Origin of the sequence: Actinomadura latina NBRC 106108 (genome assembly GCF_001552195.1) — a bacterium.
GTDB classification, from domain to species: domain Bacteria; phylum Actinomycetota; class Actinomycetes; order Streptosporangiales; family Streptosporangiaceae; genus Spirillospora; species Spirillospora latina.
The window spans coordinates 1-22,554 of the sequence record NZ_BCQS01000015.1; the positions used below are offsets into that span (position 1 = coordinate 1).

The window sequence follows — 22,554 nt, forward strand, 5'->3', positions numbered from 1 at the left end:
AAAAGGATACCGAGCCTGGTCGCTCGGACGTCGACTTGCCCACCCCGCCGCGTGTGGGGGTGGTGCGTTGAGGCGTTCGGTGGTTTTGGCGAAGGGGAAACACCCGGTCCCATCCCGAACCCGGAAGTTAAGCCCTTCAGCGCCGATGGTACTGCATGGGAGACTGTGTGGGAGAGTAGGACACCGCCGGACTCATATTACGGAAGGGCCCCGCCGACACGGCGGGGCCCTTCCTCATTTCCCGACGATTATCAATCCCGACGAAGAAGGACCCGGCACGCATTGCCGACCCGGGTGGCTCGGCCCGCGCGCTCGTGATCGTGTCGCGTCTTGGGCCGGGTGGGCCGCGATATCACCGGTGCCACGGTGCGCTCCCGTCGCGGCATCAGGCGGGCGTCGGACGCGGGCTCTGCCAACTCATCCGCCTGGCCCGCTGGCGGACCCGCTAGAACCGCCATGCGCGCGGGATGCCGCAGCCCCAGCGGCGCCTGGACAACTGGCCTTGCGGGGCACACCGGTCATAGTGCGGACTTACCCGGCTGGAGCGGCACGATCAACCACTCCGGGCGACCAATGCCGGACATGCCTGCGTCGACGGCGTGCACCGCACGCCTGGCATGAACACCGCTCCTTGCCCGCCCGAGCACAAGCACCCCTGGCCGGCGCGGACGCTGCCGGGCGGACACACAACTCAGTCCTCACTCACCAGCCCCGCCCGCGGCAACCCGTCCAGACCCGCTAGCCGGTGACCGGCTGGTAGCCCCACCGACAGCGGATCTTGGCGGTCGGCCGCGTCACTGCCGTTGGCATGGCGGGCGGCTGATGTCCGGGGCAACCGACAAGCACCACTGCGGCCGGCCACCAGGACGCCAGCAGACCGACGACGAGCCGGGTCGAGTATTGGGTGGGGGCGGCGACAAGCAACCCGGGGATCTTGGGCAGCCGCCGCAGCATTCCCGTCCAGATCGGTGTTGTGCACCCGCCAATCCGTACACTTATGACACCGCCCCCGGCACCGATCCCCGCGAGCAGTTGACCGATCGCCACGAGCACCGAGCAGCCTGGCTTGAACCATTAGTGAACGGCCTCGGCGCAACCCCTGAGCAGACCGCGCCGGAATGGTCCGCCCATGCGCGCCGTCTGGACCCGGTGCAACTGTGCCAACTGCGACACGCCGACCGTCAAGGCCGCCCGGACTCGGCCTCGTCCGCGACCGCGATCGCGCATGGCACCCGCAGGCGCCAAAGCCGCAACTGCACGTCCCAGCCCTTCGATACCTGACGATCAATGGTCGCGCCCGAAGGACGCTTCCCGGGGGGGGGTGAACCTTCTCCCGACATCGATGCGGGTACCGGCCTATACCCCGCAGAGCCCTTTCAGGATGGTTCGGATCGGCCGCGTACCGGGTTTGGAGTGTCCAAAAAAAGGCGTCTGGAGTCATGCGGGTGAGGAGGGTAGGAGGCGGACGGTCACACAAGGAGGACATGGATGAACCGTCCTGCTTTCGCCAGTGCCAGGTGGCGTAAGAGTTCCCGAAGCAACGGCTCCAGTAACTGCGTCGAGACCGCCGGTCTGCGAACCGGCATCGCAATCAGGGACAGCAAGGCGCCGGCGGAGCCCGCGCTGGTCCTCGGACCGGATCATTGGAGGACGTTCATCAGTGCCATCAAAGCGGGATTCCACGATCTGAGCTGACCGGACGGCTCGACCACCGCACTCGCCCGCCGATGGACTACTGTCGGCGGGCGGGTCATCGAGCGGACTCCATACCGCGCCGCTGCTGGCATGAGGCCCCGGTATCTCGACGCCACGAAACCCAGTGCAGGCGCTCATGGCGCGGTTGGCTCCACCGAACGCTGGTTCTCGCGAGTGTTCCAGGTTCATCACCCGGCGTCACTCAGTGCAGCACCTCATGGTGGTGTCTGCTCCACCAAGCTCTGGCTGTGGCAAGTGCTCGAGTTCTTGCCCGAGACCAGTCCGGCGAGTTTCCGCCGCCGATGAAAGGTGGCTGACTGGAACGCGACGCCATTGGCCTCGGACGTTGCGGTGATGGGCAGTGCCTCGCCCTCCGGGACGGAGTCGCCGAGGATGTGCACCTTGGGACGGCCCCGGCGCGTGGGGCGGATCACTGCGGCGGACGCGGGCGTATTCCGTCCGGCATCGAGGTGTATACCGTCCGCTACCTCAGCCTCAGCGGCGTCGAGCAGCAGATCGACGGACTCACCAGGTCAGCCCTCGGTGCCGCCGTCGATCCGGTGGGGCCTGGCCGGCTGAGTGAGCGTCATGCCGCCGACTGTGCCGCCCGGTCGTCATGGCGTCGGCCCGGCACGTCGCAGCCTTGGCGTGGGCGATGTGGGGGCGGACGGCAGAAGCAGGTCAGTGTTCCAGGGCCGTCAGGTGGGCTTGGACGGCGTCCAGGTCGGCTTCGCTGAAGACCGTGATGCCGGAGCGTTGGAGGAGGGCGGTCGTCACGCCCGTGCCGGGGGACGCGGCACCGGTGAAGGTTCCGTCGTAGATGCGGTGGGTGCCGCAGGACGGGCTGCCCTCCTTGAGGAGGGCCGTGCGAGCGCCGGAGCGCTGCGCCGCCGCCAGGGCCAGGCGGGCGCCCTGGAGGAATTCGGCGGTCACGTCCTTGCCGGTGCCGGTGAGGACGCGGGCCGTTCCGGTGAGGACGTCGCCGCCGTCGCCTCCGACGATCTCGGCAGCCGGGCGTGGAACGGTTAGGCCACCCGATACTTCGGGGCAGAATGGTACAAGGCGTCCCTCAAGGCGCCAGCGCTCGAAGAGGTCGACTTCTACCGGCTTGGCTGCCCCGTCGTAGCGGACGGGCCGCCCCGCAAGGCAGGAGCTGACCAGGATGCGTTCCACGTCGTCCAGCCTATGCCGGTCGTTTTGCGGGCCCTACCGGGTTGTGATCTCCGTCACCGGCTCGATCGGGGTTGTGACCGAGGTTAGGTTAGTTGCAGGACGGCAAATATCACACTCATGGGTGGGAAGTTGGAGAAGTCCACGGATTCTGGGCAGGACGCCGCTCGCAAGCTCGAGAACGTCCTGGCGATCACCGATGAGGCGTTCGCCTACATGGGCGTGGACGAGTTCCTGGACACCCTGCTCGAACGCGTCCGCCAGATCCTGGACGCGGACACCGCCGTCGTCCTGCTCCTCGACCGGCAGCGGCGGCTCCTCGTGGCGGCGGCCGCGAAGGGCATAGAGGAGGAGGTCACCCAGGCGGCCCACGTCCCGGTGAGCCAGGGGTTCGCCGGACGTGTCGCGGCGGAGTTGCGGCCCGTCTACATCCCGGACGTGCCGACCGCCGGCGTGTTCAACCCGCTGCTGGTCCAGCGGGGGCTCCGGTCCCTGCTCGGCGTGCCGCTCATCAGCGGCGGCACGCTGGTCGGCGTCCTGCACGTCGGGACGCTCGCGGCGCGCCGGTTCACCGCGGACGACACCGAGTTCCTCCAGCTCGCCGCCTCCCGTGCCGCGATGGCCGTGCACTCGCTGCAGAGCCGGGCCGAACGCGCCGGTGCCCTGGAACTGCAGCGCAGCCTGGTGCCGACGGCGCTGCCGGACATCCCCGGTGCCGAGATGTCCGCGCGCTACCGTCCCGGCAAGGCCGATGTCGGCGGGACTGGTACGACGTGTTCACGCTTCCGTCCGGCGAGATCGGCATCGTCATGGGGGACGTCGCCGGGCACGGTCTCTCGGCCGCCGTGGTCATGGGGCGGATGCGCAGCGCGCTGCGGGCCTACGCGCTGGAGGCCGCCGACCCCGCCGAGGCGCTGCACAGGCTCGACCGGAAGATGCAGCACTTCGAGCCCGACGCGACGGCGACCGTGCTGTACGCGGTGTGCGATCCGGGGCTGGAGCGCATCCGGCTGTCGTCGGCGGGTCACCTCCCGCCGGTGATCGCGGTGCCCGGGCAGCCCGCCTGGACGGTCGACGCCAAGCCCGACGTCCTCATCGGCATGGACACCGAGATCCCCCGGCGGACGGTGACGATCACGCTTCCGCCGGGAGCCGTGCTGTGCTTCTACACCGACGGCCTGGTGGAGCGGCGGCGGGCTTCGCTGAACTCCGGCATCGACCGGCTGTGCGAGGCGGTGTCCGCCGGCCCGCCCGAGGACGTCGGCGCCGCGGTCATGGCGGCGATGATCGGCCGCGAGCAGGCGGCGGACGACGTCGCACTGCTGGTCATCCGGCGTGCCACCGCCTGACCGGGGTCACTTCTCGGAGCGGATGCGGTTCACCGCGATCTGCGCGACGCGGACGGCGGCGCCCGGGTTGAGGCGGACGCCGCGCCACGCGATCCGGCCGTGCGCCGGGGAGACGATGAGCGCCTGGTTCTTCGCGACGCCGCGCATGATGTCGCGCGCCAGCTTCTCGGCCGTGTAGAGGCGCGGGGACGCCTTGGCGATGTCGCCGGTCGCGTCGCCGCTCAGCGCCGTCTCCGGCAGGTCCGGATTGACGTTGTGCAGGAGCGGGGTGTCGACGAAGGACGGGCAGACGACGCTGACCTTCACGCCGCGCCCGGCCGCCTCCGCTCGCAGGCCGAGGGAGAGGCCGACGACGGCGTGCTTCGTGGCGGTGTAGGGGATGCCGATCGGCATCGGGACGAGCCCGGCCAGCGACGCGGTGTTCACGATGTGGCCGCTGCGCTGCTCCAGCATGATCGGGTAGGCGGCGTGGACGCCGTGGACGACGCCCTTGAGGTTGATGTCGATCGCGCGGTTCCAGTGGTCGAGGGTGAGTTCCTCGGCCATGCCGCCGATCGCGATGCCGGCGTTGTTGAACACGAGGTCGAGCCGTCCGTGGTCGGCCTTGACGCCCTTGTAGAGGTCGCTGACGGCGTCGGCGTCGGTGACGTCCAGGGCGGCGGAGGTCGCCTTGCCCTTGCCGAGGGTGTTCAGCTTGTCGGCGACCTTCGCGGCGCCCTCGGCGTTGATGTCGGTGACCACGACGGTGTCGCCGCGCGCCACCAGGGACGTGGCGATCGCACGGCCGATGCCGGATGCGCCTCCGGTCACGATCGCGATGCTCATTGCGCGCTCCACTCGATGAACCGCGGGCCGGGTCCGGAGGGGAGTGGACCCGGCCCGCGGTGGCTAATTGGATTTGAAGTTCAATTACGGGGGATTCTACGGGCTGGGCGGTCCCCGCCGATACTCAGGCGTCGACAAAACCGCGCTCGCCGTCCCGCCGCTCGATCTGGAAATCGCCGGGGTTCAGCCTGCGGGTGCGCAGCCAGAAGTTCAGTGTGGACGCCGGCCAGGCCGCCCGATTTACGCCGTTCCGGTCGAGGTACCAGCTGTCGCAGCCGCCGGAGACCCAGACGGCGCCCTCCGACCTGCGCTGCACCCACTGGTTGAACCGGTCCTGGACGGACGGCTTCACCGAGATCCGCGCGCCGCCCGCCGCGTCCAGCATCGCCAGGCATTGCAGTACGTACCGGACCTGCGCCTCGATGATGAAGATCATCGAGTTGTGGCCGAGCCCGGAGTTCGGGCCGAGCAGCAGGAACAGGTTCGGGAAGCCCGCGACCGCGACGCCGAGATGCGCCTCGATGCCGTCCTTCCACGCGTCCTGGATCTTCAGCCCGTTCCGGCCGACGATGTGCGCGCCGTCGAACGCGTCCGTGACGTGGAAGCCGGTGCCGAAGATGATCGCGTCGACCTCGTGCTCGCGTCCGTCCCGCGTGACGATCGAGTGCTCGCGGACCTCCGCGATGCCCTCGGTGGTCAGCTCCACGTTGGGCCGCATCAGCGCCGGGTAGTAGTCGCTGGACACGAGCGTCCGCTTGCAGCCCATCGTGTAGCCGGGCGTCAGCTTGCGGCGGAGGTCCCGGTCGGGGACCTGCCGGGCGAGATGCAGCCGCGCGAGCGAACTGGCCGCCTTCAGCAGCCTCGGGTTCTTGAACCCGAGGACGAAGCTCTCCTGCATCAGGTAGATGCCGTTGCGGTACCCCCGCTGGACGAGCGGGACGCGGCGGAACAGCGTCCGCTCGACGCCGGTAACCCGGCGGTCGGGCTTCGGGAGGATCCACGGCGGGGTCCGCTGGAACACCGTCAGCCGCCGGACGCGCTTCGCGATCTGCGGGACGAACTGGATCGCCGACGCGCCCGTCCCGATCACCGCCACCCGCTTGCCGGTCAGGTCGTAGGAGTGGTCCCACTCGGCGGAGTGGAACGTCCTCCCCTCGAACGCGGCCAGTCCGGGCAGGTCGGGGATGCTCGGGTGGTGCAGCGGCCCCATCCCGGCGACCAGTGCCCGTCCCCGGACGATCTCGCCGCCGTTGACGGTCACCCGCCAGGTGTCGGTGGCGTCGTCGTACTCCGCCCCGGTCGCCTCGGCGTTGAACCGGATGTGCTGCCCCAGGTCGTACTTGTCGACGATGTCCTTGATGTACTGCAGGAGCTCCGCCTGCTTCGGGAACATCCGCGACCAGTCGGCCTTCGGCTCGAACGAGTAGGAGTACAGCAGCGACATGATGTCGCACGCGCAGCCCGGGTAGGTGTTCTCCCGCCACGTCCCGCCGACCTCGTCCGCCTTCTCCAGGACGACGAAGTCGTGCACGCCGGCCTTCTTCAGCCCGATCGCCATGCCGAGACCGGAGAAGCCCGTCCCGACGACGACGACCTTGTACGGGCCGCCCGGCCCCGCCGCCGGCGTCACCACGGCGGGGCCCCGCTGCCTGCCGGCCATGCTCAGGCGGCCTTGGGAGCCTCAAGGGCGCGGCGCGCGCCGGGCTCGTCCCAGATGCCGAACGCCTTCCAGACCCGCTTGTTCACCGGGCCGACCACGTTCAGCTCGGCCATCAGGTCGCGGATCTTCCCGACCGAGTTGGAGATCTCCGCCTGCGACACCTCGTTCTTGTAGGCGGCGCGGACGACGTCCTTCGGGATGTTGAAGTGCCGCACCATCGGCCCGGGCGGGGACAGCATGATCCGCGCCATCACGCCGAGCACGATCGGGGTCGCGACGCCGAGGATCCGGCGGCGCGCCGGGCTCATGTTCGGCACCCGGTGCTTGAGGTAGTGCCGGGCGAACGAGATGTGCCGGGCCTCCTCCGCGATGTGGATTTTCATGATGGTCTCTTCGAGCGGGTGCTTGATGTGCCCGCCCTTGAGGGACTTGCGCTGGACGTAGTCGATGGGGTCCTCGCCGCCGAGCACGAAGACGAAGAACATCTCGGTGCTGACCAGCGGGATCCACGGCGCGGCCTGCGCGATGAGGCTCAGCGAGCGCGGCATGCCGCGGATCGGCATCTTCGTCCGGTTCACGAACTCCTGGAACATCATCCCGTGATGACATTCCTCGGTGGTCTCGTGGTAGACGTACCGGAACTCGGGCCGCCCGTTCGGCAGCCGGTAGGCGTAGTTGAGCAGCCCGCGCTTCAGCAGGTTCTCGAACTGCAGGCCGATCTTCATCGCGGTGGCGACGCGCCACAGCCCGATCTGCGCCTGGATCTCCGGCGGCTGCGACTTGTACCAGTCCGTCTCGCCGAGCCGGTCGAACTGGGGCAGGACCCAGCGCGGGTCGTTCTTGTCGACCGTGAACTCGGGGTCGTCCCAGGGGATGTCGGCGTAGGCCTCCCAGTGCTTCTCCACCGACGCCTTGTTCAGGCGGTCGATGACGCCGAGGTACGACTTCTTGTCCTTGACCTGTTCGCGGAGCTCGTTGGCGAGGTCGGTGGGGGCTTTCGGCATGTGGGGCGCTCCCTCGGGGTGCTGCGGCCGGCTCATGCGGAGGGCGGGCCGGCGGTATTGCAGGAGGTTGGGTCGTTGGTCGGGGTGGACTACCGCTCGGACGACGCGTCCGCGGGCGTGTCGGGCATGGGCCCGCCCGCGGGGGTGCCGGGCTGCGGGACGATCAGCTGCGCGACGTCCTTCACCTGGCGGAGCACGGCGGCCTGGTGGCCCGCCGCGTCGTCGTCCAGCGCGTTCTGTATGGAGAGCCCGACGAACATCGCGAACAAGGCGCGCAGCATCGTCGGGACGAAATCGGGGGGCAGCGTGTTCTCCGGGAACAGCCGCTCGAACGTCTCCAGGATCACCTGGAGGACCCGCTCGTTCAGGTCGATGCACAGCGGCCGCAGCTCGTCGTCGGTGCGGGCGGCCACGGCCAGCTCCATCAGGGCCTTGGCCGGACGGCCGCGGAACACCTCCCACAGCAGGTCGAGGGCGCCCGAGACGTTGCGCCGCTCGGCCGGCAGCACCGCGAAAGCCGTCTCGTAGGCCAGCCGCTGCGCCTCCAGCAGGTGCTCCAGCGCGGCGGCGACGAGCACCATCTTCGTCGGGTAGTGGTGCTGCTGCGCCCCGCGCGACACGCCGGCGCGGCGGGCGACCTCCGTGGTGGACGTCCTGGACCAGCCGAGGTCGACCAGGCACTCCATGGTCGCCTCCAGGAGCCTGGCCTGCGTGCGCGAGCGGCGTTCCTGCTGCGTGCGGCGCCCGGACGGCCCGTGGCGGTGACGTCGGCGGCTGCTTACTGCCATGGGTAGGACGGTACGAGCGAACAAACAAGCAAGCAAGCCTGCATGTATGTTGCCCCGGTCACAATTGGACATCGAGTCTTATTGATCTCCGTGAGTACTGCGGGGGACGTAGCCGGAACGGGGCCGGGTGCGTCCGGGGGAGCAGCGAGGATGCCTCTCCCCGCCCGACGACGGAAGGCATGGCGCGCGGCCACGATCCGGGGCATGGGAAACGCAGCAGAAGCAAGACGAACGATCAGCGAACCCGGCGGCGGCGCCCGCACCGTCCGCCTCGGCAAGGTGTACGGGTCCGACGCCATGGCGGTGCGCGCGCTCGACGACGTCACCGTGGAGTTCCCCGCCGGGCGGTTCACCGCGATCATGGGCCCGTCCGGCGCCGGCAAGTCCACGCTCATGCACTGCGTGGCCGGGCTGGAGGACGCGACGTCCGGGAAGGTCTACGTCGGCGACCAGGAGCTCGGGACGCTGTCGGACCGGCGCCTCACCAGGCTCCGGCGCGAGCGCATCGGGTTCGTGTTCCAGGCGTTCAACCTGATCCCGACCCTGACCGCGCGCGACAACATCCTCCTGCCGCTGACGCTGGCGGGGACGAACCCGGACCCGGAATGGCTGAACACCGTCGTCCGCGTCCTGAAACTGGGTGACCGTCTGTCGCACCGTCCGTCCGAGATGTCGGGCGGTCAGCAGCAGCGGGTGGCGCTGGCGCGCGCGCTGGTCACCCGCCCGCAGATCGTGTTCGCGGACGAGCCGACGGGCAACCTCGACTCCCGCACCGGCGGCGAGGTCCTGGCGCTGCTCCGCAACGCGGTGGACGACCTCGGCCAGACCGTCGCGATGGTCACCCACGATCCGGTCGCCGCCGGGCACGCCGACGCGGTCGTGTTCCTCGCCGACGGCCGGATCGACGACGTCATGGACGCCCCCACGCCCGACCGGGTCCTGGACCGCATGCGGGGACTGGGGGACCACCGATGATCGGGCTCGTCTTCAAGGAACTGTGGGGGCGCAAGCGCCGGATGGCCGGCTCCCTGATGGCGGTCTTCCTGGGCGTGACGTTCCTGACCGGAACGCTCGTCCTCGGCGACACGCTCGCAGCGAGCATCGACGGCTACTTCTCCAAGGCGTACGGGCACACGGACGTGACCGTACGGAACGCGACCAAGGTGAGCGATGCGCCGTGGGGCGCACGCGGGCAGATCGACGCATCCGTCTTGGACAAGGTCCGTCAGGTGGACGGCGTGGCCAACGCCGAACCCACCATCCAAGGGTCGGGGCAACTGCTCGCCAAGGACGGCACCACCATCCAGTCGCGCGGCCCCCGGACTGCCGGCAACTGGATGACCGACCCTGAGCTCAACCCGTATCACCTCGTGTCGGGACGGGCGCCGCGCGCGGCGGACGAGGTCGTCGTCAACAAGATGTTCGCCGACGAGGGGAACCTCAAGGTCGGCGACCGGACGGCGGTGCTCACGCCGCAGAAGGTCCCGGTGACGGTCGTCGGGATCAGCCGGTTCGGTGACGAGGACGCCTTCGGCGAGACGTCGTTCACGGCGTTCTCCCTGGCCGGGGCCCGCCAGTACGTCGCGAAGGGGACCGACCGCATCAGCGGCGTCGCCGTCCGCGCCGACGGCGGTGTCGGCCAGCGCGAACTGGCGTCCCGCATCGAGCCGGTGCTGCCGGCCGGGACCGAGGCCGTCACCGGGAAGGCGCAGGTCGAGGAGGGCATGAGCCTCGTCGAGAGCGGCTTCCTGCGCGTGTTCCGCATCGTCCTGGCGGCGTTCGGCGGGGTGGCGCTGCTCGTCGCCGCGTTCTCGATCCACAACACGTTCGCGATCACGATGGCGCAGCGGACCCGCGAGTCGGCGCTGCTGCGCGCCCTCGGCGCCGGCCGGCGGCAGGTCGTCACGATCGTCGGCTTCGAGGCCCTCGTGGTCGGCGGCGCCGCCACCGCCGCCGGGCTCGCGGGCGGGCTCGGGTTCGCGGCCCTGCTCCGGCAGCTGTTCACGCAGTTCCGGATCGGGATCGCGATGGAGGGTCTCACCGTCGCCGCCACCTCGGTCCTCATCGCGGTGCCGGTCGGGCTGCTGGTCACCCTGGTCGCGGCGCTCGGACCGGCGCTGAAGGCGTCGCGGGTGCCGCCGCTGGCCGCGCTGCGCGAGGTGGCGGCCGAGGCGTCCCGCCCGTCGGAGACCCGGCTCATCGTCGGCGGCGTGTTCGCGGCGGTCGCCGCCGGGACCGTCGTCTTCGGCGCGGTGACCGGGCAGATGGCGATGGCGGCCGCGGGCGCTCTGGTGACCGTCGTCGCGATGGTGGTGCTGGGGCCGGTCGCCGCCCGTCCGGTCGCGGCGCTCGTCGGCGGGCCCGCGGCGCGGCTGCGCGGCGTGCCCGGGACGCTCGCCCGCGACAACGCGTCCCGCAGCCCGGCCCGCACCGCCGGCGCCGCGACCGCGCTGATGATCGGCGTCGGGGTCGTCACGCTGATGACGGTGTTCATCGGGTCGCTGCGCGCGTCTCTGGAGGACGGTGTCGCAGGGTCGTTCAAGGGCCCGATCGTGGTGAACGCCGGCAACAACGAGACCGGCGGGTTCAGCACGGCCCTCGTCCAGGACGCGGCGAAGCTGCCGCAGGTGAGCGCGGTCGCGGGGCTCGGCACGGGGAGCATGCGCGTGGACGGTTCACCGTCCACCGTGAGCGTCGCCGACCCGTCCAGCCTGCGTCGCGTACTCGACCTGGACGTCAGGGACGGCGCCCTGAGCGACGCGTTCGCCGTGTCGGCGAAGGTCGCGGACGGCAACGACTGGCACGTCGGTACCCCGGTCGGCGTGACGTTCGCGGACGGCACCTCGCAGAAGCTCACCGTCGGGGCCGTCTACGAGAACACCGACCTGACCGGCGACTACCTCGTCCCGCGCACCGTATGGGACGCGCACACCGAGCAGCCCTTGGACACCCGTGCCTTCGTCGAACTCGCCCCAGGTGCGTCGGTCGCGTCCGCCCGGCAGGCCCTGACGGCGCTCGCCAAGCCGTACGGAGCACCCGAGGTCCAGTCGCGGGACGAGTTCGTCACCGCCCAGACCGAGGAGATGGCCGGTTTCATCACGGTCGTCTACGGGATGCTCATCCTCGCCATCGTGGTCGCGTTGCTCGGCATCACCAACACGCTGTCGCTCGCCGTCCACGAGCGGACCCGTGAACTCGGGCTGCTCCGCGCGGTCGGCGCGACCCGCCCGCAGATCAGGTCGATGGTCCGCTGGGAATCGGTGATCGTGGCGCTGTTCGGCACGGGCGGCGGACTCGGCCTCGGCGTGTTCCTCGGCTGGGGCCTCGGCACGGCCCTCGGCAACCCGTTCGCGCCGTCTCCCGCCACCCTCGGGGTCATCGCGGTCGTCGGCGCGATCGCCGGTGCCCTCGCCGCGATCCGCCCCGCCCGGCGCGCGTCCCGCCTGGCGATCCTGTCCGCGATATCCGCGCCGTGACGCCCGCCGTCCCCGTTCCCCCGGCTCCCCCGCGGCCGGGGGATCGGGGCGCGCGCGGCGTCCGGCCCTGGCCACGGGCGCGGCGGGGTGGCGCGCGTGTCGCGTACCGTCCGCGGTTATGGTGAGTCCATGCAGGTCAACCAGTCGGGCAAGCTGACCAACGTCTGTTACGACATCCGGGGACCGGTGCTCAAGCGCGCCAAGCAGCTGGAGAACGAGGGCAACCACATCCTCAAGCTGCACATCGGCAACCCGGCCCCGTTCGGGTTCGAGGCCCCGCCCGAGCTCCTCCAGGACATGATCCGCAACCTGCCGGAGGCGCACGGCTACAGCGACTCCAAGGGCATCCTCCCCGCGCGCCGCGCCATCGTGCAGCGCTTCGAGGACCACGGGGTCAGCGGCATCGACGTCGAGGACGTCTACCTCGGCAACGGCGTGTCCGAGCTCATCGTCATGACCCTGCAGGCGCTGCTCAACGACGGCGACGAGGTCCTCATCCCCGCGCCCGACTACCCGCTGTGGACGGCGTCGGTCTCACTCTGCGGCGGGACGCCCGTCCACTACCTGTGCGACGAGGACGACGGCTGGCAGCCGAGCCTGGACGACATCGAGTCCAAGATCGGCGACCGGACCCGCGCGATCGTCATCATCAACCCGAACAACCCGACCGGCGCCGTCTATTCGCGCGAGGTCCTGACCCGCATCGTCGAGGTCGCCCGCCGCCGGAACCTGATCATCTTCGCGGACGAGATCTACGACCGGATCCTCTACGACGACGCCGAGCACGTGCCGATCGCGTCGCTGGCCCCCGACCTGCTGTGCCTCACCTTCGGCGGGCTGTCGAAGAACTACCGGGTCGCCGGGTTCCGGTCGGGCTGGGTCGTCCTGTCCGGGCCGAAGGAGCACGCCGAGTCCTACATCGAGGGCCTCGACATCCTCGCCAACATGCGGCTCTGCCCGAACGTCCCCGGCCAGCACGCCATCCAGGCCGCGCTCGGCGGCTACCAGAGCATCGACGACCTCGTCCTGCCGACAGGCCGGCTCGGCGAGCAGCGCGACCGCGCGTGGAAGCTGCTGAACGACCTGCCGGGCGTGAGCTGCGTCAAGCCCCAGGGCGCCCTCTACGTCTTCCCGCGCCTCGACCCGGAGATGTACCCGATCGAGGACGACATGCGGTTCGCCCTCGACCTGCTCGAACAGCAGAAGCTCCTCGTCGTGCAGGGCACCGGCTTCAACTGGCCGTCCACCGACCACTTCCGCGTCGTCACCCTGCAGTACGCCGACGACCTGGAGGACGCCGTCGGCCGCATCGGCGACTTCCTCAACACCTACCGCCGCTGACCCATCCCACCCTGGCGCCCACCCCGGCGCCCGCCACGGAGCCGGTGTGTCGGCTGCGGGACGTGCCCGTGGTCGCGGCTCCCGTGGTGCACGGGCGGGTGTTTCAGGGTTTTGGTGTTTCAGGGTTTTCTGTCGCGGCCGTGTCGAGGCGGCGGAGGGCGCCGCGGGCCACGGCCGGGTCGGTCGTGGCCCAGAAGGGCGGGAGCGAGTTCTTCAGGAAGCCGCCGTACCGGGCGGTGGCGAGGCGCGGGTCGAGGACGGCGACGACGCCGCGGTCGTCCATCGACCGGAGCAGGCGTCCCGCGCCCTGCGCGAGCAGCAGTGCCGCGTGCGTCGCCGCCACCGCCATGAAGCCGTTGCCGCCGCGCGCCGCGACCGCCCGCGACCGCGCCGACGAGACCGGGTCGTCCGGGCGCGGGAACGGGATGCGGTCCATGATGACGAGCTGCAGCGACGGGCCGGGGACGTCCACGCCCTGCCAGAGCGACAGGGTGCCGAACAGGCAGGTCCGCTCGTCCTCGGCGAACTGCTTGACCAGCAGGGACGTCGAGTCTTCGCCCTGGCACAGCAGCGGATGGGACAGGTGGTCCTTCAGCTCGTCGGCGGCCTGCCGCGCGGCCCGCATCGACGAGAACAGGCCCAGGGTGCGGCCGCCCGCCGCCTCGATCAGCTCCGTGATCTCGGTGAGGTAGGCGTCGGCGAGGCCGTCCCGTCCGGGTTGCGGCAGATGCCGCGCGACGTACAGGATGCCCGCCTTCGGGTGGTCGAACGGCGAGCCGGCGTCCAGCCCGGACCACACGACCTCCGTCTGCTCGCCCGTCTGCTCGCCCTTCTCCGTCGCGGTCTGCGCGAGCCCCTCGGCGGCGGTCTTGGCGTCCCGGGGACCCTTCTCGTCCAGCGGCGGCAGACCCCACTGGCGCGCGAGCGGTTCGAACGACCCGCCCAGCGTCAGCGTCGCCGACGTCAGGATCGCGGTGCGCTGCTCGAACAGCGTGGTCCGCAGCAGGCCGCCGACCCCGATCGGCGCCACGTGCAGCGCCGGCGGACGCTTCGGGCGGCCGTCCTGGACGAACGGCTTCTCCACCCACACCACGTCGAAACGCTGCGCCATCTCCGGCTGGAACGCCTCCAGCATCCGCACGGCCGTGTCATGCAGCTCCCCCAGTGACGACCGTGCGGCCTTGCGCGCGGCCATGTCACCGGGGTCCGAGTCCTTCTTCTCCGGCCCGATCGCCGTGATGCAGGCGTGCGCGGCGTCCCGTACGACCGCGAGCGTGTTGCCCAGAGCGGACGGGAGGACGTCCATGCGCCCTTGCGGCAGATCTTCGAGCAGGACGCCGAATCCCTCCGCGGCCTCCTTCAGGCGATCTGCGACGGCCTCCTCGATCAGCCGCCCGCAACGCCGTGCGGCGGTCTCGACCCCGGCCGCGCTCAGATCCCCGGTAGCGACCGACGTGACCCGGTCGACCAGCTCGTGCGCCTCGTCCACGACGACGACATCGTGCTCGGGGAGGACCTGGAACTCCTCCAGGGCATCGATGGCGAGCAGCGCATGGTTGGTGACCACGATGTGCGCCTCACCGGCCTCCGCCCTGGCCAGCTCGGCGAAGCACTCCGTCCCGTGCGGGCACCGCTGCGCGCCGAGGCACTCCATCGCCGTGACGGCCACCTGCCGCCACGCCTGCTCGCTCACCCCGGGCACCAGCTCGTCCCGGTCGCCGGTCCGGGTCTCCTCCGCCCACTCGTTCAGCCGCTTGACCTGGCGCCCCAGCGACGACATCTGCTGCGGATCGAACAGGCTCGGCCCGTCCTCCTCCTCGGGCACCCCCGTCTGCACACGGTGGAGGCACAGGTAGTTGCGGCGCCCTTTCAGGATCGCGAACTTCAGCTCCGTCCCGAGCATCGGCCCGAGGGCCTCCGCCAGCCGGGGCAGATCACGGTCGACGAGCTGCCGCTGCAACGCGATCGTCGCGGTCGACACCACCACCGTCGTCTGCTTCTCCACCGCGTGCCGGATCGCGGGCACGAGATACGCGAGCGACTTGCCGGTCCCCGTACCGGCCTGCGCCGCGAGATGCTCCCCGGACTCGATCGACTTCTCCACCGCGAGCGCCATCTCGACCTGACCCGGGCGCTCGGCGCCCCCGATGGACGCGACGGCCGCGGCGAGCAAGGTCGCCGTGTCCGGAATCTGGGTATCGCTGCCGGTCAGCAGATCAGGGGTGGGCACGCCGCCCAACGCTACCGCCCTCGGCCGACACCCGCGCCCGCCGCGGAGTTATCCACAGGGAGTAGCTGCCTTCCACGGGCCTGCCCGTCACCTTGAGTTATCCACAGTCTTGCGTTCCGCCACCGGGCGGCCGAGGGCCCTGCGAGCGTCGACGGCATGGCACCTCTCGTGATCCGCACCGCTCAGGACGCCATCGCGGCCGTCCCGTACCTGCTGGGCTTCCATCCGTCCCGCAGCCTCGTCGTGATCGGCTTCGGGGGCCGCGACCGCGGCACATGCGCGATCCGGCTCGACTTACCGGCCGTCGGGGCCGTCGGGGCCGCCGGCCGGGTGGCCGCCGTCCTCGCCGCCAACGGCTTCGCCCGCTCCCTCCTCCTCGGCTACGGCCCGGCCGCCGAGGTCGAGGAGTCCGCCGGCCCCATGCGCGAGGCCCTGGCCGCCGCCGGCGTGCCAGCGGCCGAGGCGATCCGCGTCGGCGACGGCCGCTGGTGGTCGCTCACCTGCGACGACGCCTGCTGCCCGCCCGAAGGTGTCCCGTACGACAGCTCCGCCAGCGTCGTCGCCGCCCAGGCGACCTACGCCGGCCACGTCGCCCTCGCCGACCGCGCCGAACTCGTCCGCTCCGTCCAGCCCCTGGACGACCTCGCCCGCACCGCCATGCGCGAGGCGACCGCCCGAGCCGAAAAGCGCCGCCTCGCGCGCGACCGCACCCCCGACGAGGACCTCGCCTTCCTTCTCTCCCTGCTCGCCAACGCCCGCACCGGCATGGCTCCCACCGACGACGAGGTCGCCTGGCTCGGCTTACTCCTCACCGACCTGCGCCTCCGCGACGAGGCCTGGATCCGCATAGACGAGGAGGCCCCCGCCGCCGACATCGCCTTCTGGCGCGACATCCTCCGCCGCGTCGAGGAGCCCTACGCGCCGGCCCCCGCGTCCCTCCTCGCCTTCGCCGCCTACTCCGCCGGTGACGGCGGCCTGGCCAACGTGGCCCTCCAGCGTGCCCTGGACGCCGACCCCGCCTACTCCATGGCCGCGATACTCCGCGAGGTCGTCAACGCCGGCATCCCGCCCTCCGAACTCCGCCTGCGCATGACCTCCGAAGACCTGGCCGCCGCCTATGACCACCCCCGGAAGGCCGGCTAGTGGGGAGGGTCAGGGGGCCACGGCCTGGCCGGGGGTGCCCGGGTCTATCCGCCGGTCGGTGTTGCGGGCGTTCCAGGCGCGCATGCGCGGCGGGTAGCCGACTATCTGGACGTCGTAGATGGGGAGGCGCAGGTCGCGGGCCACCTTGCCGATGACCTTGGGGGATCCCACGCGGCGGCGGGTCCATTCGCCGTCGTGCGCGACGGCGACGGCGGTGGTGTCGGTGGCGAAGGTCTCCGGCTCGACGAAGAACTCGACGCCGCGGCGGGACCGAGCGAAGGCGATCAGTGCCTCGATGTCGGTGTCGGTCGCCTCGCGGTCGAGCCTTGTCACCGTGGACCCGCGGTTCTTGCGGATCCCGAACCGGTCCCGGAACCTCATCGCCTACCCCGTCGTCTGGTGCGGATGCGGTGTACGACGATAACGACAACTCGGCGGCGCCGGTTCCCGACACAGCGCCGGGATCCCCGGCGGGCAAGGGCCTGAGCCCTAGACTGGCCGGGCTTCGGGGGGAACGGCAGCGGGGGTGTTGATGGACGGGCTCGACCTCGTCCGGCGGGGGGCCGCGGTGGTGTTCGCGGTCGCGATCTTCGGGGGATTGAGCACGTTGTCCCCGATTTCTGGGGAGGTGGGGGTCGTCGCCGCGCCGAAGCCGGTGCCGAAACCCAGGCCGAAGCCGAAACCCGAGCCGCCACCGGATTGCTCGCGGGTGAAGTGCGTGGCGCTGACGTTCGACGACGGCCCGGCGGAGAGCACCGCGAAGTTGCTGGACGTCCTCGCGGCCAGGCATGTCCGCGCGACGTTCTTCCTGGTGGGGGAGAACGTCGTGAAGCATCCGGAGCTCGTCCGGAGGGAGCATGAGGCGGGGCACGAGCTAGGCGACCACAGCTACACGCATGCGGATCTCGCGAGCGGCTCGAAGAAGAAGGTCCTGTCGGAGCTGACGCGGACGCAGGACGCCATCCGGCGGGCGTCCGGGGTCACGCCGGTGCTGCTCCGGCCGCCGTACGGGTCGATGTCGGCGAGGCTCACGAAGATCACGCGGGAGATGGGGCTGGCTCAGGTGCTGTGGACGGTCGACCCGCTCGACTGGGAGCACCGCGACACCGAGTACGTGCGGAAGCGGGTGCTCAAGGCCGTGAAGCCCGGCTACGTCGTGCTCATGCATGACATCCACCCGACGACGGTGGGCGCCGTCCCGAAGATCATCGACCGGCTGGCCGCCGAGGGGTACGTGTTCGTGACCGTGTCGGAGCTGTACGGCGGGAGGCTCGTCCCAGGGAAGGAGTACGGGCAGACCGGCCGCAGGATGGTCCACCGGGACGATTCAGGGGCGGCTCAGGGTCTTCCCTGATGGCCGTCGGGCGGTGGCCGTGTCCAGCATGGAGGTATGAACAGCAGCGGGGATCTGAGGGTCTCGGACGCCGAGCGCGAGCCGGTCATCGAGCGGCTCCAGGACGCGTACGCGGAGGGACGCCTCGATGAGGACGAATTCGACATGCGCGTGCAACTGGCGATCACCGCCAGGACGTACAACGAGCTGGGCGCCGTCACCCGTGACCTGGTGCCGGTGCGGCGGGAGGCGGTCACTCCGGCCGAGACCGGCGAGGACCGGATGCTCGCCGCGGCGGCCCACGCCGTCGCGGTCCCGACGCTCTTCGTCGGGCCGCTCGTGCTGATGCTGGTGAGCGGCAAGCGGTCGGAGTACGTCCGGCGGCAGGCGGCGGAGGCGGTGAACTTCCAGGTGACGCTGCTGCTGCTCACGATCGTCACGCTGGGGATCGGCGGCGTCGTGTATGCGGTCGCGTGGGTGCTGTCGGTGGTCGCCGCGGTGTTCGCGCTGACAGGCCAGACGTTCCGCTACCCGTGGATTCTGCGTCTGGTGAAGTGACCGGTGTTTGTCGGCATGCGCCTTCGGGGAAAGGTTGACGTGGCCGCCCTGTAGCGGTTCTGTCGCCTCCAGGAGACGAAAACGACGCCGATGTGTACACCTGTGTGCTTATTCCTCTCCCTGCCTGTGACTCCTGCAACGTCCGAATTATGTGGACCGTGCATAGGATGATCGATTAACTGTGTCCGGGAGGGGTGGATGACGGAGCTTGCGGTCAAGGGCGATCACCAGCGCGCGGTAGAGGCGCTGAAGCGGTCCTACGAGGCGATCCCGGCGGGCACGCCGGTGCGGCTGGCGAAGCGGACTTCGAACCTGTTCCGGTGGCGCGACCCGTCGGCGGCGCCCGGGCTGGACGTGTCCGGGTTCGACAAGGTCCTGAGCGTCGACCCGGGGGAGCGCACGGCGCAGGTCCAGGGCATGACGACCTACGAGGACCTCGTCGACGCGACGCTGCCGCACGGGCTGATGCCGACGGTCGTCCCGCAGCTGAAGACGATCACGCTCGGCGGGGCGGTGACGGGGCTCGGCATCGAGTCGACGTCGTTCCGGGACGGGCTGCCGCACGAGGGCGTCCTGGAGATGGAGGTCCTCACCGGGGGCGGCGAGATCGTCACGGCGACGCGCGACAACGAGCACGCCGACCTCTTCTACGGGTTCCCGAACTCCTACGGGACGCTCGGCTACACGCTGCGGCTGAAGATCGAGCTGCGGCCGGTCGGCCCGTACGTCCGGCTCCGGCACCTGCGGTTCAGCGACGCCGCCGAGCTGGCCAAGGCCATGGGCGAGATCACCGAGTCGAGGACGTTCGAGGGCGAGTCCGTCGACTTCCTGGACGGGACGGTCTTCAGCGCGGGCGAGCAGTACATCACGCTCGGCTTCTTCACCGACTCGGCGCCGTACACGTCCGACTACACCGGCCAGCAGATCTACTACCGGTCGATCCAGGAGCGGTCGGTCGACTTCCTGACGGTGCGCGACTACATCTGGCGCTGGGACACCGACTGGTTCTGGTGCTCGGGCGCGTTCGGCGTGCAGAACCCGACCGTCCGGCGGCTCTGGCCCGACAAGTACAAGCGCTCCGACGTGTACCGCAAGCTCGTCGCCTACGACCGCCGCTACCACGTCGTCGCGCGCGCGGAGCGGTGGCGCGGGCTGCGTCCGCGCGAGGACGTCATCCAGGACATCGAGGTCCCTGTCGAGCGGCTGCCCGAGTTCCTGGAGTTCTTCCACGACAAGGTCGGCATGAGCCCCATCTGGCTGTGCCCGCTGCGTGCGAAGGAGCGGTGGCCGCTGTACCCGCTGGAGGTCGGCCGCACGTACGTGAACGCGGGCTTCTGGGGAACGGTCCGGATTCCGCCCGGCCAGATCCCCGAGTACCACAACCGGCTCATCGAACGGAAGGTCGCGGCTCTCGACGGGCACAAGTCGCTCTACTCCACGGCCTTCTACGGCAGGGACGAGTTCTGGCGCTACTACGACGGCGAGAGCTACCGGCGGCTCAAGGGGCGGTACGACCCCGGCGAGCGGCTGCTCGACCTCTACGACAAGTGCGTGCGCGGACGCTGACCATGCGCCCGCCGTATCGGGGGAGCCCAACGGGCCGGCAGGTACCGGCCTGGGCGGACAGACAGGAGGGAACAAGATGACGCTGGCCAGGGTCTTCGAGCGGCTCGCCGGGGCTGAGGCGCCAGTGGAGTTCACGGCGTACGACGGATCGCGGGCGGGGGTGCCGGGCGCGGACATCCGGTTCGACGTGCGCTCGCCGCACGCGGTGTCGTACCTGCTGCACTCGCCGGGTGCGCTGGGCCTGGCCCGCGCCTACGTCACCGGCATGATCGACGTCGACGGCGACATGATCGAGGCGCTGACGACGATGCAGCAGGTGCTGAGCGACGTGACACCGCGTGACAAGGCGCGGATCCTCCGCGGGGTCCTCGGCGACCCGCTGCTGCGCGCCGCCGTCTCCCGCAGGCCGGACCCGCCCCCGCAGGAGGCGCCGTTCAGCCGCATCCCGTCGTGGCTGCGGCACTCCAAGCGGCGGGACGCGAAGGCCATCTCGCACCACTACGACGTGTCCAACACCTTCTACGAGTGGGTGCTCGGCCCCTCCATGGCGTACACGTGCGCGTGCTACCCGCACGAGGACGCGACGCTGGAGGAGGCGCAGTTCAACAAGCACGACCTGGTCGCGAAGAAGATCGCCCTGAAGCCGGGGATGCGGCTGCTGGACGTGGGCTGCGGCTGGGGCGGCATGGTGATGCACGCCGCGAAGGAGTACGGCGTCAAGGCGCTCGGCGTCACGCTGTCCAAGCAGCAGGCCGAGTGGGCGCAGAAGGCGATCGCCGACCGGGGCCTGTCCGACCTCGCCGAGGTCCGGCACATGGACTACCGGGACGTGACCGAGACCGGCTTCGACGCGATCAGCTCCATCGGCCTCACCGAGCACATCGGCAAGGCGAACCTCCCGTCCTACTTCTCGTTCCTGTACGGGAAGCTGCGCGAGGGCGGGCGGATGCTGAACCACACCATCACGCGTCCGGACAACAGGGCCCCGTCCCGCAAGGAGAACGGGTTCATCAACCGGTACGTGTTCCCGGACGGTGAGCTGGAGGGGCCCGGCTACGTCCAGATGCAGATGAACGACGCCGGATTCGAGATCCGGCACCAGGAGAACCTGCGTGAGCACTACGCCCGCACGCTGACCGCCTGGTGCAGGAACCTCGACGAGCACTGGGACGAGGCCGTCGCCGAGGTCGGCGAGGGCACCGCCCGCGTGTGGCGCGTCTACATGGCGGGCTGCGTCCTCGGCTTCGCCCAGAACTGGATCGAGCTGCACCAGACGCTCGGCGTGAAGCTGCACGACGACGGCACGAGCGACATGCCGCTGCGTCCCGACTGGGGTTCGTGACGGCGGAACCGCTCCCGCAACGAAGACGAGCCGACCGGACGTTCCGGCCGGCTCGTCGCCGTTTCACGGCCTGGCGTCGTCCCAGGCGGGGCTGCTGAGGAAGTAGGTGTCGTAGAGCTCCTGGACGTCCAGCAGGCTTTCGGGCGGCACCTTCCCGTAGGCGATGCGCTCCAGGTGCCGGAAGTACTCGAACCGTTCGACGCCCGGCGTGATGACGATGAGGATGTCGGCGTCCTCGCCGGGCGCGGCGGCGAAGGCGTGCGCGAGCCCCGGCGGGACGACGACGAGGTCGCCGCGCCCGGCGGTGACGACCTGCTCGCCCGACAGCAGCTGCGCGGTCCCGTCCAGCATGTAGAACAGTTCGGCGGACCCGTCGTGGCGGTGCGGCCGCGCCCCGTCCGCGCCTGCGTTCAGGGTGACCCGCTGCGTGGACAGCGCTCCGCCGGTCGAGCTGCTGTCGGCCAGCAACCGGATGGTGGTGGGCGCGCGGCCGACGACGTCGGCTTCGGCGGAACGGACGATCACGGACTCGTCGAAGTCCGGTGAGATCAACGACATGGTCACTCCCCGAGTGTTCGGCATGGATGGATCAGACGGCGAAGAGCAGGGCGGCGCTCACCAGGACGACGACGGCGGTGGCGAAGTGGATGCCGAAGGCGACGGCCTTTGATCCGCCGTGCCGCAGGACGATGAGCGTGTCTCCGAGCGGCGCCAGCGCGACGACCAGCATGTACCAGCCCGCGGCGTGGGCGCCGGCGAAGGCGATCAGGGCGAGGCCGAGGATGCCGAAGGTCAGGTCGCGCAGGCCCTTGATCTCCAGGTAGGCGGCGTCGCCGTCCGGCTTGCCGGGGACGCCGTAGCCGGCTGCGGCCGCCTGGGGGGAGATCAGGAACTGTGCGCCGATGAAGGCGACGAAGAGGGCGAGCACGGTGGCCAGGGTGTAGGCGGTGGCGGTGAGCATGAGGTCTCCGTAATGCGAGCGATGCTAGGAACAGGAATGACGCTAGCATAGCGTTGCCACAATCGCTAGCGCTGCTAGAAACGCGGTCAGCCCGATCCGGCGTCTCCCGAACT

General features: G+C 70.4%; 19 protein-coding genes, 1 rRNA gene and 1 pseudogene. 12 read left to right on the forward strand and 9 right to left on the reverse strand.

The window, feature by feature from the left end; translation table 11 throughout:
• The first annotated feature begins 75 nt into the window (after window positions 1–75).
• Window positions 76–192, forward strand: a 5S ribosomal RNA gene (gene rrf, locus AL2_RS21005).
• A 1,296-nt stretch (window positions 193–1,488) separates the two neighbouring features.
• Window positions 1,489–1,695, forward strand: a complete 207-nt coding sequence (locus AL2_RS36585) for a DUF397 domain-containing protein (RefSeq protein WP_083946741.1) — start codon at window positions 1,489–1,491, stop codon at window positions 1,693–1,695.
• Window positions 1,696–2,376: 681 nt separating this feature from the next.
• Here AL2_RS36585 and AL2_RS21010 read toward each other — a convergent pair.
• Window positions 2,377–2,868 (reverse strand): 2-thiouracil desulfurase family protein, encoded by a 492-nt coding sequence (locus AL2_RS21010; RefSeq protein WP_067636010.1) that lies wholly within the window; start codon window positions 2,866–2,868, stop codon window positions 2,377–2,379.
• A gap of 213 nt (window positions 2,869–3,081) precedes the next feature.
• On the opposite strand from AL2_RS21010, the pseudogene AL2_RS40135 reads away from it, so the two are divergent.
• Both AL2_RS40135 and AL2_RS38635 read left to right on the forward strand, forming a co-directional pair.
• Window positions 3,082–3,435: pseudogene (locus AL2_RS40135) on the forward strand (GAF domain-containing protein); the annotation flags it as partial.
• 203 nt (window positions 3,436–3,638) lie between these two features.
• A complete protein-coding gene (locus AL2_RS38635) occupies window positions 3,639–4,214 on the forward strand; it encodes a PP2C family protein-serine/threonine phosphatase (RefSeq protein ID WP_245666791.1) in 576 nt (191 codons plus the stop codon).
• Window positions 4,215–4,220: 6 nt separating this feature from the next.
• Here the strand turns inward: AL2_RS38635 and AL2_RS21020 are convergent, their stop codons facing one another.
• The 4 genes from AL2_RS21020 to AL2_RS21035 form a co-directional block, all read right to left on the reverse strand.
• On the reverse strand, window positions 4,221–5,039 hold the full coding sequence (locus AL2_RS21020; RefSeq protein ID WP_067636016.1) for an SDR family NAD(P)-dependent oxidoreductase: 819 nt from the start codon (window positions 5,037–5,039) through the stop codon (window positions 4,221–4,223).
• Window positions 5,040–5,163: 124 nt separating this feature from the next.
• On the reverse strand, window positions 5,164–6,699 hold the full coding sequence (locus AL2_RS21025; protein ID WP_083946742.1) for a flavin-containing monooxygenase: 1,536 nt from the start codon (window positions 6,697–6,699) through the stop codon (window positions 5,164–5,166).
• Between the two features lie 2 nt (window positions 6,700–6,701).
• Window positions 6,702–7,703: an AurF N-oxygenase family protein gene (locus AL2_RS21030; protein ID WP_067636017.1), complete on the reverse strand. Its 1,002-nt coding sequence runs from the start codon at window positions 7,701–7,703 to the stop codon at window positions 6,702–6,704.
• A gap of 89 nt (window positions 7,704–7,792) precedes the next feature.
• The gene (locus AL2_RS21035; protein ID WP_245666793.1) at window positions 7,793–8,491 is read right to left on the reverse strand and encodes a TetR/AcrR family transcriptional regulator; all 699 of its coding nucleotides are present in this window, start codon (window positions 8,489–8,491) and stop codon (window positions 7,793–7,795) included.
• Between the two features lie 204 nt (window positions 8,492–8,695).
• On the opposite strand from AL2_RS21035, the gene AL2_RS21040 reads away from it, so the two are divergent.
• From AL2_RS21040 to AL2_RS21050, 3 genes are all read left to right on the forward strand, one after another.
• Window positions 8,696–9,466: an ABC transporter ATP-binding protein gene (locus tag AL2_RS21040; protein WP_067636020.1), complete on the forward strand. Its 771-nt coding sequence runs from the start codon at window positions 8,696–8,698 to the stop codon at window positions 9,464–9,466.
• Window positions 9,463–11,967, forward strand: a complete 2,505-nt coding sequence (locus tag AL2_RS21045; RefSeq protein WP_067636022.1) for an ABC transporter permease — start codon at window positions 9,463–9,465, stop codon at window positions 11,965–11,967. The genes AL2_RS21040 and AL2_RS21045 overlap by 4 nt, the downstream gene beginning before the upstream one ends.
• Before the next feature lie 129 nt (window positions 11,968–12,096).
• Window positions 12,097–13,308, forward strand: a complete 1,212-nt coding sequence (locus tag AL2_RS21050) for a pyridoxal phosphate-dependent aminotransferase (protein WP_067636024.1) — start codon at window positions 12,097–12,099, stop codon at window positions 13,306–13,308.
• A gap of 103 nt (window positions 13,309–13,411) precedes the next feature.
• On the opposite strand, the gene AL2_RS21055 is transcribed toward AL2_RS21050, so the two are convergent.
• On the reverse strand, window positions 13,412–15,538 hold the full coding sequence (locus AL2_RS21055; RefSeq protein ID WP_245666795.1) for an ATP-dependent DNA helicase: 2,127 nt from the start codon (window positions 15,536–15,538) through the stop codon (window positions 13,412–13,414).
• A gap of 156 nt (window positions 15,539–15,694) precedes the next feature.
• On the opposite strand from AL2_RS21055, the gene AL2_RS21060 reads away from it, so the two are divergent.
• Window positions 15,695–16,681: a DUF4192 domain-containing protein gene (locus AL2_RS21060; RefSeq protein WP_067636027.1), complete on the forward strand. Its 987-nt coding sequence runs from the start codon at window positions 15,695–15,697 to the stop codon at window positions 16,679–16,681.
• 9 nt (window positions 16,682–16,690) lie between these two features.
• On the opposite strand, the gene AL2_RS21065 is transcribed toward AL2_RS21060, so the two are convergent.
• The gene (locus tag AL2_RS21065) at window positions 16,691–17,062 is read right to left on the reverse strand and encodes a hypothetical protein (protein WP_067636029.1); all 372 of its coding nucleotides are present in this window, start codon (window positions 17,060–17,062) and stop codon (window positions 16,691–16,693) included.
• A 151-nt stretch (window positions 17,063–17,213) separates the two neighbouring features.
• Here AL2_RS21065 and AL2_RS21070 point away from each other — a divergent pair, with 151 nt between their 5' ends.
• The 4 genes from AL2_RS21070 to AL2_RS21085 all read left to right on the forward strand — a co-directional run bounded on the left by AL2_RS21070 (window position 17,214) and on the right by AL2_RS21085 (window position 21,480).
• Window positions 17,214–18,035 (forward strand): polysaccharide deacetylase family protein, encoded by an 822-nt coding sequence (locus AL2_RS21070; RefSeq protein WP_083946747.1) that lies wholly within the window; start codon window positions 17,214–17,216, stop codon window positions 18,033–18,035.
• A 36-nt stretch (window positions 18,036–18,071) separates the two neighbouring features.
• Window positions 18,072–18,572 (forward strand): DUF1707 and DUF4870 domain-containing protein, encoded by a 501-nt coding sequence (locus AL2_RS21075; protein ID WP_067636033.1) that lies wholly within the window; start codon window positions 18,072–18,074, stop codon window positions 18,570–18,572.
• 198 nt (window positions 18,573–18,770) lie between these two features.
• Complete coding sequence (locus tag AL2_RS21080) at window positions 18,771–20,138, forward strand: FAD-binding oxidoreductase (RefSeq protein ID WP_067636035.1); 1,368 nt, start codon at window positions 18,771–18,773, stop codon at window positions 20,136–20,138.
• 76 nt (window positions 20,139–20,214) lie between these two features.
• Window positions 20,215–21,480: a class I SAM-dependent methyltransferase gene (locus AL2_RS21085; RefSeq protein ID WP_067636037.1), complete on the forward strand. Its 1,266-nt coding sequence runs from the start codon at window positions 20,215–20,217 to the stop codon at window positions 21,478–21,480.
• 63 nt (window positions 21,481–21,543) lie between these two features.
• On the opposite strand, the gene AL2_RS21090 is transcribed toward AL2_RS21085, so the two are convergent.
• Window positions 21,544–22,038, reverse strand: a complete 495-nt coding sequence (locus AL2_RS21090) for a cupin domain-containing protein (protein ID WP_067636105.1) — start codon at window positions 22,036–22,038, stop codon at window positions 21,544–21,546.
• A gap of 31 nt (window positions 22,039–22,069) precedes the next feature.
• The gene (locus AL2_RS21095; RefSeq protein WP_067636039.1) at window positions 22,070–22,441 is read right to left on the reverse strand and encodes a DUF4267 domain-containing protein; all 372 of its coding nucleotides are present in this window, start codon (window positions 22,439–22,441) and stop codon (window positions 22,070–22,072) included.
• Window positions 22,442–22,554 lie beyond the last annotated feature (113 nt).

Bases quoted from the DNA above. Each gene is read 5' to 3' on its own strand.
- AL2_RS36585 (WP_083946741.1), top strand. From the start codon at position 1,489: ATGAACCGTCCTGCTTTCGCCAGTGCCAGGTGGCGTAAGAGTTCCCGA.
- AL2_RS21065 (WP_067636029.1), bottom strand. From the start codon at position 17,062: ATGAGGTTCCGGGACCGGTTCGGGATCCGCAAGAACCGCGGGTCCACG.
- AL2_RS21070 (WP_083946747.1), top strand. From the start codon at position 17,214: ATGGACGGGCTCGACCTCGTCCGGCGGGGGGCCGCGGTGGTGTTCGCG.
- AL2_RS21025 (WP_083946742.1), bottom strand. From the start codon at position 6,699: ATGGCCGGCAGGCAGCGGGGCCCCGCCGTGGTGACGCCGGCGGCGGGG.
- AL2_RS21020 (WP_067636016.1), bottom strand. From the start codon at position 5,039: ATGAGCATCGCGATCGTGACCGGAGGCGCATCCGGCATCGGCCGTGCG.
- AL2_RS21075 (WP_067636033.1), top strand. From the start codon at position 18,072: ATGAACAGCAGCGGGGATCTGAGGGTCTCGGACGCCGAGCGCGAGCCG.
- AL2_RS21045 (WP_067636022.1), top strand. From the start codon at position 9,463: ATGATCGGGCTCGTCTTCAAGGAACTGTGGGGGCGCAAGCGCCGGATG.
- AL2_RS21035 (WP_245666793.1), bottom strand. From the start codon at position 8,491: ATGGCAGTAAGCAGCCGCCGACGTCACCGCCACGGGCCGTCCGGGCGC.
- AL2_RS21060 (WP_067636027.1), top strand. From the start codon at position 15,695: ATGGCACCTCTCGTGATCCGCACCGCTCAGGACGCCATCGCGGCCGTC.
- AL2_RS21090 (WP_067636105.1), bottom strand. From the start codon at position 22,038: ATGTCGTTGATCTCACCGGACTTCGACGAGTCCGTGATCGTCCGTTCC.
- AL2_RS21095 (WP_067636039.1), bottom strand. From the start codon at position 22,441: ATGCTCACCGCCACCGCCTACACCCTGGCCACCGTGCTCGCCCTCTTC.
- AL2_RS21080 (WP_067636035.1), top strand. From the start codon at position 18,771: ATGACGGAGCTTGCGGTCAAGGGCGATCACCAGCGCGCGGTAGAGGCG.
- AL2_RS21030 (WP_067636017.1), bottom strand. From the start codon at position 7,703: ATGCCGAAAGCCCCCACCGACCTCGCCAACGAGCTCCGCGAACAGGTC.
- AL2_RS21050 (WP_067636024.1), top strand. From the start codon at position 12,097: ATGCAGGTCAACCAGTCGGGCAAGCTGACCAACGTCTGTTACGACATC.
- AL2_RS21040 (WP_067636020.1), top strand. From the start codon at position 8,696: ATGGGAAACGCAGCAGAAGCAAGACGAACGATCAGCGAACCCGGCGGC.
- AL2_RS21085 (WP_067636037.1), top strand. From the start codon at position 20,215: ATGACGCTGGCCAGGGTCTTCGAGCGGCTCGCCGGGGCTGAGGCGCCA.